This window comes from Sphingobacterium psychroaquaticum (assembly GCF_900177625.1).
GTDB lineage: Bacteria > Bacteroidota > Bacteroidia > Sphingobacteriales > Sphingobacteriaceae > Sphingobacterium > Sphingobacterium psychroaquaticum.
On record NZ_FXAU01000002.1, the window covers coordinates 163,443 to 180,493 of the forward strand.

At 43.1% G+C, this 17,051-nt stretch carries 15 protein-coding genes; 5 read left to right on the top strand and 10 right to left on the bottom strand.

Annotated elements, in window-relative coordinates:
- Positions 1-2 precede the first annotated feature (2 nt).
- From murG to mraZ, 9 genes are read right to left on the bottom strand one after another with little or no spacing between them, the layout of a single operon-like run.
- The gene (murG, locus tag B9Y69_RS06145) at positions 3-1,100 is read right to left on the bottom strand and encodes an undecaprenyldiphospho-muramoylpentapeptide beta-N-acetylglucosaminyltransferase (RefSeq protein WP_085472148.1); all 1,098 of its coding nucleotides are present in this window, start codon (positions 1,098-1,100) and stop codon (positions 3-5) included.
- A 1-nt stretch (position 1,101) separates the two neighbouring features.
- On the bottom strand, positions 1,102-2,298 hold the full coding sequence (locus B9Y69_RS06150) for an FtsW/RodA/SpoVE family cell cycle protein (RefSeq protein ID WP_200811758.1): 1,197 nt from the start codon (positions 2,296-2,298) through the stop codon (positions 1,102-1,104).
- 14 nt (positions 2,299-2,312) lie between these two features.
- A complete protein-coding gene (murD, locus tag B9Y69_RS06155; protein WP_085472149.1) occupies positions 2,313-3,689 on the bottom strand; it encodes a UDP-N-acetylmuramoyl-L-alanine--D-glutamate ligase in 1,377 nt (458 codons plus the stop codon).
- Position 3,690: 1 nt separating this feature from the next.
- Positions 3,691-4,935, bottom strand: coding sequence for a phospho-N-acetylmuramoyl-pentapeptide-transferase (mraY, locus tag B9Y69_RS06160; RefSeq protein ID WP_085472150.1), 1,245 nt, complete (start codon positions 4,933-4,935; stop codon positions 3,691-3,693).
- A 7-nt stretch (positions 4,936-4,942) separates the two neighbouring features.
- Positions 4,943-6,397, bottom strand: coding sequence for a UDP-N-acetylmuramoyl-L-alanyl-D-glutamate--2,6-diaminopimelate ligase (locus tag B9Y69_RS06165; protein WP_085472151.1), 1,455 nt, complete (start codon positions 6,395-6,397; stop codon positions 4,943-4,945).
- 4 nt (positions 6,398-6,401) lie between these two features.
- The gene (locus tag B9Y69_RS06170) at positions 6,402-8,522 is read right to left on the bottom strand and encodes a penicillin-binding protein (protein ID WP_085472152.1); all 2,121 of its coding nucleotides are present in this window, start codon (positions 8,520-8,522) and stop codon (positions 6,402-6,404) included.
- Positions 8,523-8,534: 12 nt separating this feature from the next.
- Positions 8,535-8,942, bottom strand: a complete 408-nt coding sequence (locus B9Y69_RS06175; protein ID WP_085472153.1) for an FtsL-like putative cell division protein — start codon at positions 8,940-8,942, stop codon at positions 8,535-8,537.
- Between the two features lie 12 nt (positions 8,943-8,954).
- Positions 8,955-9,869 (bottom strand): 16S rRNA (cytosine(1402)-N(4))-methyltransferase RsmH, encoded by a 915-nt coding sequence (rsmH, locus tag B9Y69_RS06180; protein WP_085472154.1) that lies wholly within the window; start codon positions 9,867-9,869, stop codon positions 8,955-8,957.
- Complete coding sequence (mraZ, locus tag B9Y69_RS06185; protein ID WP_085472155.1) at positions 9,862-10,335, bottom strand: division/cell wall cluster transcriptional repressor MraZ; 474 nt, start codon at positions 10,333-10,335, stop codon at positions 9,862-9,864. The genes rsmH and mraZ overlap by 8 nt, the downstream gene beginning before the upstream one ends.
- A 343-nt stretch (positions 10,336-10,678) precedes the next feature.
- Between mraZ and B9Y69_RS06190 the strand changes: the two genes are divergently transcribed.
- The 5 genes from B9Y69_RS06190 (at position 10,679) to B9Y69_RS06210 (ending at position 16,414) form a co-directional block, all read left to right on the top strand.
- Positions 10,679-11,173, top strand: coding sequence for a SixA phosphatase family protein (locus B9Y69_RS06190; protein ID WP_159451822.1), 495 nt, complete (start codon positions 10,679-10,681; stop codon positions 11,171-11,173).
- Between the two features lie 39 nt (positions 11,174-11,212).
- Positions 11,213-13,240 carry a thioredoxin domain-containing protein gene (locus B9Y69_RS06195; protein ID WP_085472157.1) on the top strand — a complete coding sequence of 676 codons (2,028 nt, stop codon included), beginning with the start codon at positions 11,213-11,215 and terminating at the stop codon, positions 13,238-13,240.
- Between the two features lie 5 nt (positions 13,241-13,245).
- Positions 13,246-13,746 (top strand): FKBP-type peptidyl-prolyl cis-trans isomerase, encoded by a 501-nt coding sequence (locus B9Y69_RS06200; protein ID WP_085472158.1) that lies wholly within the window; start codon positions 13,246-13,248, stop codon positions 13,744-13,746.
- Positions 13,747-14,105: 359 nt separating this feature from the next.
- Complete coding sequence (locus B9Y69_RS06205) at positions 14,106-15,104, top strand: beta-ketoacyl-ACP synthase III (RefSeq protein WP_085472159.1); 999 nt, start codon at positions 14,106-14,108, stop codon at positions 15,102-15,104.
- Between the two features lie 413 nt (positions 15,105-15,517).
- Positions 15,518-16,414, top strand: a complete 897-nt coding sequence (locus B9Y69_RS06210; protein ID WP_085472160.1) for a serine hydrolase — start codon at positions 15,518-15,520, stop codon at positions 16,412-16,414.
- Between the two features lie 8 nt (positions 16,415-16,422).
- Here B9Y69_RS06210 and B9Y69_RS06215 read toward each other — a convergent pair whose 3' ends face one another.
- Positions 16,423-17,049, bottom strand: coding sequence for a Crp/Fnr family transcriptional regulator (locus B9Y69_RS06215; protein ID WP_085472161.1), 627 nt, complete (start codon positions 17,047-17,049; stop codon positions 16,423-16,425).
- Positions 17,050-17,051 lie beyond the last annotated feature (2 nt).

Below are 17,051 nucleotides of genomic sequence, written 5' to 3' on the forward strand. Positions count from 1 at the left end.
CATCACTTTATTAATTTCAATACTTCCTTGGCGATTACCATATCGGCATCCAATCGTGCAAGTTGTTTTATATTATTTCCTAACTCCGAGCAACGCTTCTCATCCCCCATCAAAGCAATCACGACCTCCATGAGTTCCGTTTCTGCTTGTCGATCTGCAACCAAAACAGCAGCATTTTTTTCGACTAATGCATTTGCATTTTTTGTCTGGTGGTCCTCCGCAACATTTGGAGAAGGAACCAAAACGACAGGCTTTCCGACAACACATAATTCAGAAATCGTCCCAGCCCCGGCACGTGATACCACAATATCTGCCGCCGCATAAGCATAATCCATACGCTGCAAAAATGGCATCAATTTAATTGTAGCGGGCAACGATGATCCAACAGTCGCCTCCAATGCTTCATAGTAATAAGAGCCACATTGCCATATCACCTGAATATCCTTCTCTTTCAATAGCTCGACAGCTGCTTTCACACATTTATTTAATGTGCCCGCACCCAAACTTCCACCAGTCACCAAGATCGTTTTCTTACCTTCCGCTAACCCATAAAAGGCTAGTGCTTCCGCCCGCTTTCCATCGATCTCCACAGATTCTCGACGAATCGGGTTCCCCGTAAGAATCACTTTGTCGCCCGGAAAGAACTTATCCATCCCCGCATAAGCCACACATATCTTCTGTGCTTTTTTGGCTAATTTTTTATTCGTCACACCGGCGTATGAGTTCTGCTCCTGAATCAATGTCGGCAAACCCACCATATTGGCCATCATTAAAAGAGGGCCCGAAGCATAACCACCAACACCAACCGCCACATCCGCATTAAACTCTTTAATCACGCTACGCGCTTTCAAGAGGCTTTTTATCATTTTGAAAGGCAACAACACGTTCTTCCATAAGGATTGACGATTGATCCCCTGAATATCTAAACCCACAATCTTGTAACCCGCAGCCGGCACCCGCTCCATCTCCATCCGACCATTTGCACCAACAAACAGAATCTCCACCTCAGGCTGTAGCCGCTTGAGTGCATTTGCGATTGCAATTGCAGGGAAGATATGCCCTCCCGTTCCGCCTCCACTGATGATGATTTTCTGTGCCATATTAAATTGTTCCTACGACTACTTTTCGTGGTTTTGGAATTTCACTTAATTCCTCTTTATCTTTTAACTCTTCAATATTCCGACTAACACTCAGGATAATCCCTAGTGCGACGCTGGTAAACAAAATAGATGTTCCTCCCATACTGACCAACGGCAACGGAACCCCCGTTACGGGACCCAAACCAACCGCTACCGCCATATTGGCCAGTGCTTGTATGGTTAAGCTAAACCCTAAGCCGGCTGCCAAAAAAGCACCAAACGCACGCGGGCTCAAAGTCACGATACGAATACATCGATACATCAATGCCAAATACAAGGACAACAAAATTGCGCCACCTATCGTCCCATACTCTTCCACAATAATTGCGAAAATAAAATCCGAATAAGGGTGTGGCAGCAAATTCCGCCCTACACTGTTTCCTGCACCTTTACCAAAGAACTCACCCGAAGCGATCGTCATCTTCGCCAGATTGGCTTGATAATTTTTATCCTCTTGAAAAGGAACTTTTCCGCTATGTACCTCCTCCGTTGCAAAGTAACCTTTGATCCGACTGAAGTATGTCGCGCGACGTGGACCGATCGAAATAACCAATAGCCCCAACAATGCCACGCCCAACGAAACCGTTGCAATCTGTTTGAACGATACACGTCCGATCAACAGCAATAATACGCTCGTACCAAAAAGCATTACCGCCGTAGAAAGGTTCGCCCAAGCAATCAAGACAAAGACCAAACAAACCGCCCCCATAATAGGAAGGAATGATTTTTTGATGTCCTTAATATCTTCTTGCTTACGCGAAAGCATCCGCGCCAAGAAGGTAATCAACGCCAGCTTCGCCAAATCCGATGTCTGGAACGTTTGATTGATTACTGGAATGGTTACCCAACGTGATGCCTCATTCACCGAACTACCGAATATCAAGGTATAAAGCAGTAGCGGAATAGTGATAAGCATCAACAACTTGGATATGCCGGCATAATACCGATAATCCAATTTGTGAGATAAATACATCAACCCCAGACCAACAGCCACAATGGAGAAGTGCTTGAACAAATACAGCTCTGTACCTTTTCCTTCTTTATAGGCAAGTGTACCCACAGAACTGTATACGGCAAGCAAAGACCAGCCAGACAGGACTATCACGATAATCCATATCCACTTGTCTCCCTTGAGTTTGTTAAAAATCTGATCGATCATGTTTTACCCTTTCTTTATAGTGCCATTACAGCCTCTTTAAATTTATCACCACGCTCTTCGTAGTTTTTAAACCAGTCAAAACTTGCGCATGCTGGAGACAACAAAACAGTATCGCCTTTTGTCGCCAAATGCGATGCGATCTCTACCGCATCCTGCATCGAAGAACTGTTTACGATAACATCCGTATCGTCTTCAAAAGATTCGTGGATACGTACGTTATCTTTACCGATACATACAATCGCCTTAACCTTGCTCTTCACCAAATCACGTAACATTTCGTAATCATTACCTTTATCAACCCCGCCCATAATCAAAACGATATCTGGGCTAAAGCTCTCTAAGGCATACCATACGGAGTTTACATTAGTCGCTTTCGAGTCATTAATGTAATTGACTCCACCAATGAGTGCCACATGCTCCAAACGATGTGAAATATTCACATAGGACTCCATACTCTCTTTCATCGTCTGATTACGTAGCTCTTGCGCTTTCGCCATCAGTCCTGACGCCATGTTGTTAAAAACATTGTGTTTCCCTTGCAATGACAACTCTTCGATATTCATGGTAAATGATTCTTTATGATTTGGTACGTTAATTACTATATTATTTTGTTCGTCAAGGAATGCCCCGGAGGCCACCACCTGTTCTTGTGTAAATGGCAAATGAATCGCCTTCGTTGGATGAAGCGGCAAGCCCTTCATTGTTTCTTCATCATCCAGACAATAGATAAAATAGTCGGCTGCCGTCTGGTTCTGCACGATCCGGAACTTCGATGCGACATAATTTTCTAACTTATAGTCGTATCGATCCAAATGATCGGGTGTGATATTCAACAACACGGCAACATCAGCTCTGAAATGATACATATCATCCAACATAAAGCTAGAGATCTCCAATACGTATACATCAAAAGAGGCACGCGCTACTTGCAACGCGAAGCTTTTTCCAATGTTTCCAGCCAATCCCACATTTACGCCGCCATGTTTAAACATCTCGTACGTAAGCATGGTCGTGGTCGACTTTCCGTTCGACCCCGTGATGCAGAATAATTTCGCATCGGTATACTGAGCGGCAAATTCAATTTCCGAAATCACCGGAATACCCGCTTTGCGGAGCTCTTGAATTAAAGGTACATGCTCTGGAATACCAGGGCTTTTCACAACCAAGCTAGCTGTCATAATGCGCGCGACAGAATGGTCTAGCTCTTCAAAAGCAATCCCCTCCTGCACCAGTACTTCTTTATAGCTATCTGCAATTGCTCCTTTATCAGAAACAAAAACATCAAAGCCTTTATCCTTACCTAAGATAGCAGCACCAACACCGCTTTCTCCGGCACCCAAAACAACCAGGAAACCTGACTGTGGATAATATGTATGTGCGATGTTGGGCATGTTATCTAACTTTTAAGGTTACTATTGTCAAAATTGCTAATATGATAGACACGATAAAGAAACGCATAACGATCTTTGCCTCGTGGTATCCTTTCTTTTGGTAATGGTGATGCAAAGGCGACATCAAAAAGATACGTCTTCCCTCACCGTATTTTTTCTTGGTATATTTAAAGTAAGAAACCTGTAAAATAACAGACAAGCTCTCCAATAGAAACACACCACATAGAATCGGAATAAGCAACTCTTTACGAATTAAGATCGCAAATGCCGCAATAATACCGCCGATAGTCAAACTCCCCGTATCCCCCATAAACACTTGTGCCGGATATGCATTGTACCACAAAAAGCCCGTACATGCACCAACAAATGCCCCGGCAAAGATTACGAGCTCACCCGAATTCGGGATATACATGATATTCAGGTAATCAGAAAAAATCACGTTCCCGGACACATACGCCAAAATCGCCAAGATAATACCGATAATAGCCGAAGTACCTGTTGCCAAACCATCGATACCATCGGTTATATTGGCCCCGTTGGACACCGCAGTAACGATAAACACTACCACGATTAAGAAAACTAGAAACGTAACGAGATTACTGTTCAATCCGAACATGCTCAATACTTTGGCATAATCGAATTCATTGTTCTTATAAAAAGGAATGTTCGTCTTTGTAGATTTTACATTCTCTGCATAATACCGTTCCCCAGTTTGTGTATCCGTCATGATCTCAACCGCTTTTGTAGAGGTCGGATTTTTCACCTCCTGGCGTACCACAATATCAGGATGCGCATACATCGTAATAGCGATCAACGTACCTAATCCCACCTGACCAATAACTTTAAAACGACCCGCTAGACCTTCTTTATTTTTACGAAAAACCTTGATATAATCATCTAAGAAACCAATTGCGCCCATCCAAACGGTAGTAATGATCATGATGATTACATAAATGTTATCCAGCTTAGCAAGCAAAAGTGTCGGTATCAAAATACCGGCAATAATAATCAGACCACCCATGGTTGGTGTTCCTGCTTTTTGCTTTTCTCCCTCTAGACCCAAGTCACGAATAGTTTCACCAACCTGCTTGTTGTGCAAGGCACGAATCAAGCGCCCACCGTATACGGTAGTAATAATCAACGAAACAATAACAGCGATAGCCGTACGGAAGGAAATGTACTGAAACAACCCTGCCCCAGGAATATGCATATGCTCTTGTAACCAAGTAAATAGATAGTATAACATCTCTTTATTATTGTTCGTTAAAAGTTTCCTCTAAGATTTCACGATCATCAAAATGATGACGTACGCCTTGTATTTCTTGATATTTCTCGTGCCCTTTGCCAGCCACCAGCACGATATCGCCCGGTTGTGCCAAATGGCACGCCGCACGGATTGCCTCTTTACGTTCGGCGATAGTAAATACATTTTTACGATCCCTACTATCCACACCAGCTTCCATATCCTTTATAATAGCTAATGGATCTTCTGTCCGTGGGTTATCCGACGTAATAATCACTTTATCACTTAACTTAACGGCCACAGCTGCCATCTCTGGACGTTTGGTCTTATCACGATCACCGCCACAGCCTAGCACCGTTATAATCTGCTGCCCCGCTGAACGTAAGTCACGAATGGTCTCCAACACATTTTCAACCGCATCCGGTGTGTGCGCATAGTCTACAATGCCAACAATACCGGATTGTGAACGGACGGTTTCAAAACGACCTTCAGCCCCCGCGATCTCACTCATTGCCGTCAACACTTTCACCGTCTCTTGCTCCAACAAGATAGCTGCACCATATACCGCTAATAAATTGTAAGCATTGAATCCACCGACCAATTTCACCCAAACCTCATGGCCATCAATATGCAGTAACATGCCGTCAAAGTGACTCTCCACAACCTTGGCTTTAAAATCAGCCATCGTCTTTAATCCGTATGTCTTTTTGTGCGCAAATGTATTTTGCAACATCACGTTCCCATTGCGATCGTCCGCATTGGTTAACGCAAAGGCATAGCGATCTAAATCATCAAAAAACTTCTTCTTCGCTTTGATATAGTTATCAAAAGTGCCGTGGAAGTCCAAGTGATCATGCGTAATATTGGTGAAAATTCCACCCGCAAAACGTAATCCGGCGATGCGCTGCTGCACCACTGCATGTGAGCTCACCTCCATGAAACAATAATCACATCCCTCCTCAACCATCTCGCGCAATAGCTTATTCAGCGCAATGGGATCTGGTGTGGTATGTGTTGCCGGAATTATACGATCACCTATTTTATTCTCCACCGTCGAAATCAATCCAACCTGGTAGCCTAAATTGTCAAACAAGTTAAACAACAGCGTCGCTACGGTAGTCTTACCATTCGTACCCGTTACCCCCACCAGCTTCAACTCTTTGGAGGGATCACCGTAAAAATTAGTAGCCAATAGCCCTAATACATACGAAGAGTCATCAACCAAAGCATAAGTAACAGCTTCATTAAGCTGCTCCGGGAGCTCCTCTACAACAAGTACCGTCGCACCCAAACCTATTGCTTTCTCGATATAAAGATGGCCATCCGTATGAACCCCGCGCACCGCAACAAACAAACTATTGCTCGCTACAATACGAGAATCGAAACAGATGGATTCTACCGTTACTTCTAACGGACCTTCCAACTGCTTCACCGGAATCGCATGTAATAACTCTTTCAGCTTCATAACCCTAGTTTAAAACTAAATTTATCGGTGTACCGACTTTTAAATTCATTCCTGCCAGTAAGGACTGATTAACTACACGACCTTTTCCACTGACCCTTGTTTTGAACCCCGCATTTTCCATCGTGAAAATCGCATCCGTTAACCCCATGCCCATTACATTTGGCACTACTCCTTCTTTAATCTGCGTCTCTATAAAGGGCACAGGTTTATCCGACGTATCTCTTCTCTGCAACAAACTGTTCAAATTCGTCGGTGTAAAACCCAATGCATTATACACTTTCGTCGATGCCTCTTTGGATCCGGACAATGTGGTCGGAACCTTCGTCCCTGCAGTATTAACTTTGCGAGCTGCCAAGGTCCCATGAAGCGTCATATCATTCGCATACACCATATCAGCTAGCTCCTTGAATACCGGCCCAGCAATCGCACCACCATAATATCCTTTACGTGGGTTTCTAATCACCACAATAATAGAATACTTCGGGTTTTCTGCTGGGAAATATCCAGCAAAAGAAGACTGATAGCGACGTTGCCCATACCCACGAGCACCGTCATTCATCTGCGCCGTACCCGTTTTCCCTGCCGAACTATACAACGGAGAACTCAATCGTTTACCTGTTCCTTCCGTCATTACCCCTTCCAACATTTTCTTCGCTTTACTGATTGCTTCCGAAGACGCTATCTGCTTATTCACCACGCGTGCTTCAAATTTTTGCACCGTATTCCCTAAATGACGAATCTCTTTCACAAAAAGAGGAGCAATCATTTTACCATCATTGGCTACCGCATTATAAAGAGACAACGTTTGTAGCGGCGTCAAACGAAGCTCATACCCGTATGCCATTTGCACTAAGGACAATTTGCTCCAGGTTTTACTTTCTGGTGTTTTCACCCACGGATTAACTTCTCCAGGAATCTGCAATCCTAACGGCTGCGCAAGACCAAACTGATGTAGTTTGCTCGTATACTTCGCAGGCTGACTACCGTAATGTGTATTGACCAACTTAGCGATAGCCACATTCGACGACTCTTCAAAAGCTTCCAAAACAGTCAGCACCGATTTCTTAGGTGCATGTGAATCTTTGATCGTATGGGCCGGCACCTTATATGTTCCATTGCCAATATCTACAGAAGAAGAAAGATCTACATATTTATCATCCAAAAGAGCAAGGTAACTTGCCAATTTAAAGGTAGATCCTGGATCGGCCCCTTGAGCTATCGCATAATTATACTTCTCTCTGAACACCCCTTCCGAATCACGCGTAAAGTTTGCTATCGCTCTCACCTCACCTGTTTTCACCTCCATCAAAATCACACACCCATTATCAGCATCACTGGCGATAAGCTGCTTTTCCAAAGCACGTTGCGCCATATCTTGCATATTTACATCCAGCGTAGAGATAATATCAGATCCGTCAACAGGAGCCACTTCGACCTCTCTATTTACCGGAACCCAAAAACCACCAGCTATACGCTGCATAATCTGCGAACCACTGCGCCCATCGATATACGAACCATACGCCCCTTCAAGCCCTACACGCACCGTATCCCCCTTTGTATTTTTGTAACCAATTGTCCGTGCAGCCAAATTCGTAAACGGAAGAATCCGTTTATTCTCACGGATCGCAACCAAACTACTCGAATACCTTTTCTTACCTTCTTTAAAAACTTTAAACAAAGGAAACTTCTTCAGCTCCTTGAGCTCCTGATGGTTCACATCACGTTTGATCAACGTATACCGTTGCTTTTTTTGTCGTGCACCTTTCAACATCGCAAGATATTGACGGGCCGATTTATCCTTAAAAAAAGACGCCAGAGAAACCGCCAGAGAATCTACTTTGGAGTTAAAAACATCATTCGCCTCTTCCGGAATAGACATCGCATCAAAACGTAACTCATATTCCGGAACCGAAGTAGCCAACAGACTACCATCATTCGAATAAATATTCCCCCTAGCTGCCTCTATAACGCGCTCCCGGATCGTTAAACTATCAACCATTGCACGCCACTCTCCACCATCCACATACTGTAAGTGCAACAGCTTCCCGAAAACCAAAAGCGCACCAAACACCATAAGCCCGAACGCTAGGTACACTCGCATAAGTATAGATTTCCTAATATTCATAATCGTATGGTGTTACTTTTTCTTTTTTACCACTTCAATTTTTATAGGCGGTTCCGTGCGCTCTTTCAAGCCCAAAGTATCCGCCCGCTTGGCGATCTCCGTCTGCGTCGTCATTTTCATCAAATCAGCAGACAGCGATTTATAATCCCAGCTCAATTCTTTTACGTCACGCCCTAATCGGTCAATAGCCCGCACCGTTCGTTCTGCCAAATGTCGATTGGAGATGTATAACAACCCCAAAAAGATAACAAAGGCCGCAAACGGCAGGTTTCTAGCCACCAAATAGCTAGAAAGTTTTTTTGTTGAGAACACAGACTGCAGGAAATCACGTGTTTCCTCCACCTTCTCCTCAACAGATTCATTCATTTTCTGCTGAACCTCTTCACTTAGCTCTTGATCCTTAATTTTATTCTTCGTCATCCCGAACAAAAATTAAGCAAGTCGTTCCGCAACACGCAGCTTCGCACTACGTGATCTATTATTTAATGCCAATTCCGCCTCACTCGCCGTAATAGCCTTACGACTGATCACGTGGAACGGTTTTATTTCATTTCCAAAAAAATCCTTCTCCACCTCACCTTTAAACTTCCCTTTCTGCATAAAATTCTTAACCAAGCGATCCTCCAATGAATGATACGACATAATCACCAATCGCCCACCCGGCTTTAATACCGAAATCGTCTGGCTCAAGAAATCTTGCAACGCTTCCAACTCCTGGTTCACCTCGATACGAAGCGCCTGAAAAACCTGTGCATGATACTTATGCTCCTTGCCACGAGGCACCAACTTCTTAATCGCATCCTTCAACCCCTCCACCGTTTCGATCGGTGTGGTCAACCGGGCCGTAACAACAGTCTTCGCCAAAGAACGTGCATTTTGAATCTCACCATACATACCGAAAATCCGATGCAAATCTTCCTCCGCGTATGTATTCAATATTTTCTTTGCATCCAGATCCGAAACCTGATCCATACGCATATCTAAATCCGCTTCAAAACGGATAGAAAAACCACGCTCTGCGGAATCAAACTGATGCGAAGAAACCCCAAGGTCACCCAAAATCGCATCCACCTCCTTTATTCCCAACAGACGTAGATTATTTTTCAAAAACCTAAAATTCTGATGAACCAGCGTAAACCGTGGATCATCTAAAGCATTTTTAACCGCATCAGGATCCTGATCAAAGGCAATCAACCGACCATTTTCACCTAATCTCTTTAAGATTTCGCGCGAATGACCACCACCCCCAAAAGTCACATCAACATACACACCATCAGGCTTGATATCCATCGCCTGCATGCATTCTTCCAGCATTACTGGAACATGATATACCGCTTCATTACTCATCATCACCTCCTTTATCTTCCCAGAAACCCATCACATCTTCTGCTAAATCAGCAAAATCTTCAGTCGAAACAGCATTCATCTGTTCTTCATATTTTGCTTTAGACCAAACTTCAATTTTCTCCAAGTTGCACGCCAACACTAAATCAGATCCCACCTCCGCATACTCCAACAAACTCTTAGGTAACAAAACACGACCCGCCGAATCCAATGTTAACTCTGTTGCACCATTCATAAAACGACGCACAAACTCCCTGTTTTTTACCTGAAACTGATTTAAACGAGACAACTGCTTCAAGATCTTGTTCCACTCCCCACGTGTATAGATAACTAAGTTTTTTTCGAAACCACGATTCACAACAAGCCCCTCACGCTCTACATCAGGCAGTTGCCTTTTGAGCGCAGCAGGAACCACCATTCTTCCTTTGGTGTCCATCTTGCATTCGTATTCTCCAATTAAAAAACCCATTAGTCTATTCGCCTAATTAAAATCTTATGTAAAAGTATACACTTTCTCCCACTTCCCCCCACTATGCTCCACAAAAAAGTTTTCCACAGCACGATAATCGATAAATGAATATTTCACCAATACGAGAAAAAACCTGTTCAAAACACGTTAAAGTGTGTTTATCGATGAAAAAGAATAAAAAATAAGATCAATTAATTTATTTCATAAATACCTAAAAAAGATGTCGAAGCATAGCAACCTCGTAACACAATCGATTCAAATCACTTGTTTTTCAATAAAAATCCACAAAAGTGGGGGAAAGTGGAGCAAAAAACTATATTTACAGATATTGGTTATTCTATCTATGAAAACACTATACATTATACGCCATGCGAAAGCCGAACATCAACAGCTTGGACAGACCGACTTTGATCGAAGTTTAACTTTTTTAGGCACAGAGCAAGCGCAAGCCAGCGCACGAATTTTGGAACGGGAATTAGCTCCTTATCCAACAACCGCAACACGTATCATAACATCAGATGCACCACGCGCACTTCAAACAGCTGAAATATTTTGTGAAACGCTAAATATCCCACCTTCCGCCTTGCAGCAGGAGCCTCGAATTTATGAAGCACACTACCTACAGATATTAAAGGTCATTAATGATGTATCAGCAAATTATGATCAAGTCCTTTTATTCGGACATAACCCTGGACTCTCAGATCTCATTACCTATGTAACGAATAGCCCCGTTAGTCTTCGTACTTCCGAAATCGGCTGCCTTACATTAGATGAAGGAACGGATTTTAGCACCTTATCTGCAAACACCGCAAGCCTGAAAAGTGTCATAGGACGCTAAGCAACCTCGTTTAGGCATTATTCTGTATCTTCGTATGATATGGCAAACAAATTAGCACAGGAATCTTCTCCCTATTTACAGCAACATGCATCAAATCCGGTCCATTGGATGCCTTGGGGAGAAGAAGCATTAGCGAAAGCAAAGCAGGAAAACAAACTTATCATCATAAGTGTTGGTTATTCGGCATGTCACTGGTGCCACGTCATGGAACGTGAAAGCTTCGAAAATGATGCGATCGCCAAAACCATGAACGAATTTTACGTTTCTATTAAGGTTGACCGCGAGGAACGTCCGGATATTGACCAGATCTATATGATTGCCGTACAGCTGATGACCAATGCCGGCGGGTGGCCCCTCAATTGTATATGTCTCCCAGACGGGCGCCCCATCTACGGTGGCACCTACTTCAAACCCAAGGATTGGCAGAATATTTTACTGCAAATAGCACGAATGTGGGAGGAAACACCAGAAGTAGCACTGGATTATGCGGATCGATTGACGGCAGGCATACGAAAAGCGGAACGACTTCCTATCCGCCCTGTCCCCGAGACATATACAAAAACAGATTTACACGATATTATTACCCCTTGGAAAGCGCAGTTCGACACGAACGAAGGAGGCTACGATCGCGCACCCAAATTTCCGCTACCCAATAACTGGTTGTTTTTTTTACGATACGGTGCACTTGCAGGTGATACCCCCATTACCGATCATGTTCATTTCACCTTAGAGAAAATTGCCAATGGCGGAATCTATGATCATATAGGAGGCGGTTTTGCCCGCTACAGTGTCGATGACAGATGGCATGTTCCGCATTTTGAAAAAATGCTGTACGACAACGGGCAGTTAATTTCACTCTATAGTGAGGCTTATCAACAAAAACCTAACCCAAAATACAAACGTGTAGTAGCCGAGACAATAGCATGGGCACAACGCGAAATGCTCGCCGAAAATAACGGTTTCTATGCAGCACTTGATGCGGACAGCGAAGGCGTGGAAGGAAAGTTCTATACCTTTCAACACGAAGAACTAAAACAAGTCCTGGGAAAGGACGCCCCACTTTTTATACCGTATTTCAACATAACCGAAGGCGGAAATTGGCAGGAAGAACAGACTAATGTGTTAAACTGTGATATGGATGCGGACGCCTTGGCACTTTCATCTGGGTTCTCCGAGACAGAATGGGAAGATTACCTGAGGGACACCAAAAAGAAAGTACTTAATTATCGTGAAAACCGTATCAGACCGGGGCTCGACAACAAACAGCTTACCACGTGGAACGCTCTGATGGTACAAGGACTAACTGATGCCTACCGGGTCTTCAATGAACCTGCCTACCTGGAACAAGCACTAAAAACCGCACATTTCATAAAAGAATATGCACAAGCGGATGACAGGCTATTACACCAACCGGCGGATAGTAACCGTAAAATTCTAGCCTTTCTCGATGATTACGCTTTTACAGCGCAAGCTTTTATTGCCCTATATGAAGCGACATTTGATGAATCGTGGCTACACCAAGCCGACAAACTCGCAACACAGGCCGTTGCGACCTTTTATGACAGCGAACAACAAGCGTTTTTCTATACCGCAGCCGATGCCGAACAGCTCATTGCCCGTAAAAGTGAAATTATGGATAATGTCATTCCATCCTCCTCCTCGACCATCGTACGCGTACTATACAGATTGGGCGAAATGCTAGATAAACCAGATTTCACCACTTTAGGTGATCAAGTGTTTGCAAATGTATTCCCGCATATCAAACAATACGGCTCCGCCTACTCCAATTGGGGTATTCAATTGCTTGAACATATATATGGTGTAAATGAAATTGCACTCACCGGTGAACAAGCCCTAGACTGGCGCACAGAAGTCGATAAACACTATATACCTAATAAAATTACAATGGGTGGCACAAAAAGTGAACTTCCTTTGCTCAAGGATAAAGGAGGTTTCGATGCAAAAGCATACCTTTGTAGAAACAAAACATGCAGTCTGCCACTAGGTTCGGTTGCAGAGATTATTGAATTAATAAACAATAACCGGGATAATACCCGAGTAAACTAAGTAAAATGGCAATAGAAAACAACAATGTAGTTACGTTAAATTACAAACTCCATACCGTTGAAGAGAACGGTGAAAGAACTTTCGTTGAAGAAACAACAAGCGAAAACCCGTTAACATTCCTTTACGGCGTAGGTATGATGTTACCTAAATTCGAGGAGAATATCGTTGGTCTTAATGTAGGAGAAAAAGGTTCATTCACCTTAGCAGCAAATGATGCTTATGGAGAAATCGATGAGCGCGCTTTTGCACAGTTGCCAGCCGATATGTTCAACGAAACAGGTCTTCCTCCAGTAGGAGAAGTTATTCCTTTACAAGATAACCAAGGAAACCAATTCCGTGCTGTTGTCGTAGAGGTAAGCCCTGAAGTTGTTGTTGCTGACTTAAACCACCCTATGGCTGGTAAAACATTAAGTTTCGAAGTAGAAATCCTTGCTGTTCGCCCAGCTACTGAAGAAGAATTGGCACATGGCCACTCTCATGGTGTAGATGGTGACGAAGCGCACTAAGTAATTATATATTACATCACACGAAGCGTCATTGCGGTTTTAGGCGTAAATTCACGCCAACCGCAATGACGTTTTTTTTGTTAGCATCAATACCTCCTCCCTGTTCGCCGGATGCTGCACGCGCAAAATTTAATTCCAAAAAAAACTATTTTTCTAACCTATTTATACATACACCCCACCTAATATAGAATTTTGTATAAATTCAGTAATGATTTTGTCACAATAATTGCGATAGTTATCCACAGAATCACAAATAATCGTATTTTTGCAGCTTGAAATTGAGCCTTTGTAAAGTCTATACTACAGAATAAAATCAAAAGTAGTCTGCATTACAAGGATATATTTGATGACCATATTATATGAGTGATAGTTTACCAAACAAAGTATTTGCGGCGATTACAGCAATTGGAGGATATATTCCACAAAATAAACGCACAAACTTTGACTTAGAACAAGTCTGTGATACTTCGGACGAATGGATTGTAAAACGTACAGGTATTAAAGAACGCCGCATACTGGAAGAAGAGTTAGCAACTTCGGATATGGCGGTTCGTGCAATCCAAGATCTAGCTACGCAGTTTGGCAAGAATATACATGACGTGGATGCCCTTCTCGTCGCAACTTCAACACCTGACATGCCTATGCCGGCAACAGCAAATATAATTGCGGAGAAATTAGGGTTGAACAATGTTTGGGCTTTTGATATGAACGCAGCTTGTTCTGGCTTTTTATATGCCTTGGACATGGGGGCTTCCTTAGTAGAAACACGCCGCTATAAAAATGTACTTATCGTAGGTGCAGATAATATTAGCACCTATGTTGATATGCAGGACCGTTCCACTAATATCTTATTTGGAGATGGGGCAGGTGTCGTATGGTTAGAACCTTCCGAAGAGGGCGGTGTAATCGATGCGTACTTGCAGAGCAATGGTTCTGGACGTGCATTCTTGAATATCGAAGCAGGTGGTTCTTTATATCCAGTCGATGAAAACACCCCGCTCACAGACAAAAGATACTTAAAGCAGGACGGAAAAACAGTATTCAAACATGCCGTACAATCAATGAGCGATGCTTGTATGAATGTATTGCAACGTAATAACTTGACAATCGACGATGTAAACTGGCTTGTCCCACATCAGGCAAACCAACGCATTATTGATGCGGTAGGACGTTCTATCAATATCGCAGAAGGAAAGACATTAAGCAATATCGAGTATTTGGGAAATACCATTGCAGCCACGATCCCACTTTGTATATGGGAAAATCTAAAACAAATAAAAACCGGTGACCTGGTTATGCTTACAGCTTTTGGCGCAGGTTTCTCCTGGGGAGCCAGTCTCTTTAGATGGATGATATAGGGCAGTTTGTCCGACTAAAATAAATAGAGAAGCTTTGGTAGTAGTGCCAAAGCTTTTTTGTTGCCACGCTGAGCCATGTCATTCTGAGCCTCTCGAAGGACGATCGAAGGATTCTTCTCTATGCCGGAGGGGCATCTTTTTTTTTACCTTAAAAAAGAAACAAAACCGAACGCAGTGAGCTCATCAACTTGTTGATAAAACTCGTCGCTAGGAATTTTTGCAAGGAATGGGCAGTGCAAAGGCTAGTTGCTATAGATTGCAAATATTCCGCAGGCGACAGTTAGCGGTTAAAGAGAGTTAGAAGCTATACCGTAGTTACAACAAGATATCGTCATCTCGACACAGGAGAGATCTAGAGAAAGGCTTTTTATGAAACTTTTCTTACTTTAGCCCTGCACTATTTAAACAAACCCATGAAAATCACAACCACCCTACTTTTATGCCTTTTTAGCTCACTTGTATGGGCACAAAAAACAGACAAAAAACTAGAAGAACGCCTAAAAAAGGAAACGGAAAATTTCCAAGGCGATATCGGTATATATGTACAACATTTTAAGAAAAACACCACGGTTAACATCCTAGCAGATACTATTTTTCCAACCGCCAGTATTGTCAAAGTACCCATACTGGTAGGTGTTTTCAACAAAATAAATGAAGGGAGTTTAACGCTACGTCAGCCCTTCCGATACGACGCTAAACGTGTGTATGGCGGTTCTGGTTTAATGCAGTTCTATAAGGATAGCGCAGAAACAGAACTATCCATTATGATTTCACTGATGTTGACCTATAGTGACAATGTAACGTCCATATGGAACCAGGAACTGGCCGGTGGTGGCGTCGAGATTAATCGTATAATGGATCAATTAGGATTGGTAAACACCAAAGTAAATTCGAGAACCACGGGGCGAGAACAACTGTGGCGCAAATATGGCTGGGGACAGACCACACCCCAAGAAATTGCCTCACTGATGCACCTTATCCGCAGCGGCAAAGTATTTAACCCGCAGCTTTCCGACAAGATGTACCGTTATTTGAAAAATCAATTCTACAATGAGCGATCGCTTTCCCAGATACCAGCAGAAATTGCAACAGCGTCCAAAACAGGATCCGTCGATGATGCACGAGGAGAAGTGGTGTATGTACATGCGCCTTCGGGCGACTATGTCTTTTCGGTATTAACGAAAAACAATAAAGATCAAAGCTGGACTGACGAAAATGAGGCGGAAAAAATTACGCGAAAAATAGCCAGCATCATCTGGAACTATTACGAGCCAAAACATCCCTATACCGCATATCCACCCATAAAATAGTAGCCAAACTAAACCAGCACTCTTATTTCATTACGAAGGAGAACGATCTTATGTTCGTTCTCCAATTTTTTTAAAAGCCGTGACACCACAACGCGTGATGTGTTAAGCTCCGTCGCAATCTGCTGATGTGTCAACGTTAAAATACGATCGTCTAACAATTTCGCTTTCTCCACCAAATAACTCTCAATACGTTCTTCCATATTCGAAAAGGCTAAACTATCCACGGCCTGCAACATCTCATTCATCCGCTCAGCATAGCTATTCATAATAAAGTTGCGCCAAGATGCATACTTCGAAAGCCAAGTATTAAGATACATATTGGGCACCATAGCCACGGTACTTTCCGTTTCCGCCAAGGCACGGATTTCGCTTTTCTTATCCCCCACACAACAGGCAATAGACATCGTACAAGTTTCCCCTTTCTCAAGGTAATACAACAACAATTCACCTTCTGTCTCATCCAGCCGCATAATCTTTATCGCACCTTGCAGCAATAAGGGCATCATTTTAACATATTGACCAAAATCCACAATCACATCACCTTCCTGAAACACCTTTAGTGTGGCAACCTGGTCGATCTCCTCGATCAAAGCAGGCTCTAGCAGCCCAGCAAATGTTTTATGGATTAAGCTCATAT

What these genes read in the sequence shown, in the direction of transcription:
- murG (WP_085472148.1), bottom strand. Translation starts at nt 1,100, where the DNA reads ATGGCACAGAAAATCATCATCAGTGGAGGCGGAACGGGAGGGCATATC.
- B9Y69_RS06150 (WP_200811758.1), bottom strand. Translation starts at nt 2,298, where the DNA reads ATGATCGATCAGATTTTTAACAAACTCAAGGGAGACAAGTGGATATGG.
- murD (WP_085472149.1), bottom strand. Translation starts at nt 3,689, where the DNA reads ATGCCCAACATCGCACATACATATTATCCACAGTCAGGTTTCCTGGTT.
- mraY (WP_085472150.1), bottom strand. Translation starts at nt 4,935, where the DNA reads ATGTTATACTATCTATTTACTTGGTTACAAGAGCATATGCATATTCCT.
- B9Y69_RS06165 (WP_085472151.1), bottom strand. Translation starts at nt 6,397, where the DNA reads ATGAAGCTGAAAGAGTTATTACATGCGATTCCGGTGAAGCAGTTGGAA.
- B9Y69_RS06170 (WP_085472152.1), bottom strand. Translation starts at nt 8,522, where the DNA reads ATGAATATTAGGAAATCTATACTTATGCGAGTGTACCTAGCGTTCGGG.
- B9Y69_RS06175 (WP_085472153.1), bottom strand. Translation starts at nt 8,942, where the DNA reads ATGACGAAGAATAAAATTAAGGATCAAGAGCTAAGTGAAGAGGTTCAG.
- rsmH (WP_085472154.1), bottom strand. Translation starts at nt 9,869, where the DNA reads ATGAGTAATGAAGCGGTATATCATGTTCCAGTAATGCTGGAAGAATGC.
- mraZ (WP_085472155.1), bottom strand. Translation starts at nt 10,335, where the DNA reads ATGGGTTTTTTAATTGGAGAATACGAATGCAAGATGGACACCAAAGGA.
- B9Y69_RS06190 (WP_159451822.1), top strand. Translation starts at nt 10,679, where the DNA reads ATGAAAACACTATACATTATACGCCATGCGAAAGCCGAACATCAACAG.
- B9Y69_RS06195 (WP_085472157.1), top strand. Translation starts at nt 11,213, where the DNA reads ATGGCAAACAAATTAGCACAGGAATCTTCTCCCTATTTACAGCAACAT.
- B9Y69_RS06200 (WP_085472158.1), top strand. Translation starts at nt 13,246, where the DNA reads ATGGCAATAGAAAACAACAATGTAGTTACGTTAAATTACAAACTCCAT.
- B9Y69_RS06205 (WP_085472159.1), top strand. Translation starts at nt 14,106, where the DNA reads ATGAGTGATAGTTTACCAAACAAAGTATTTGCGGCGATTACAGCAATT.
- B9Y69_RS06210 (WP_085472160.1), top strand. Translation starts at nt 15,518, where the DNA reads ATGAAAATCACAACCACCCTACTTTTATGCCTTTTTAGCTCACTTGTA.
- B9Y69_RS06215 (WP_085472161.1), bottom strand. Translation starts at nt 17,049, where the DNA reads ATGAGCTTAATCCATAAAACATTTGCTGGGCTGCTAGAGCCTGCTTTG.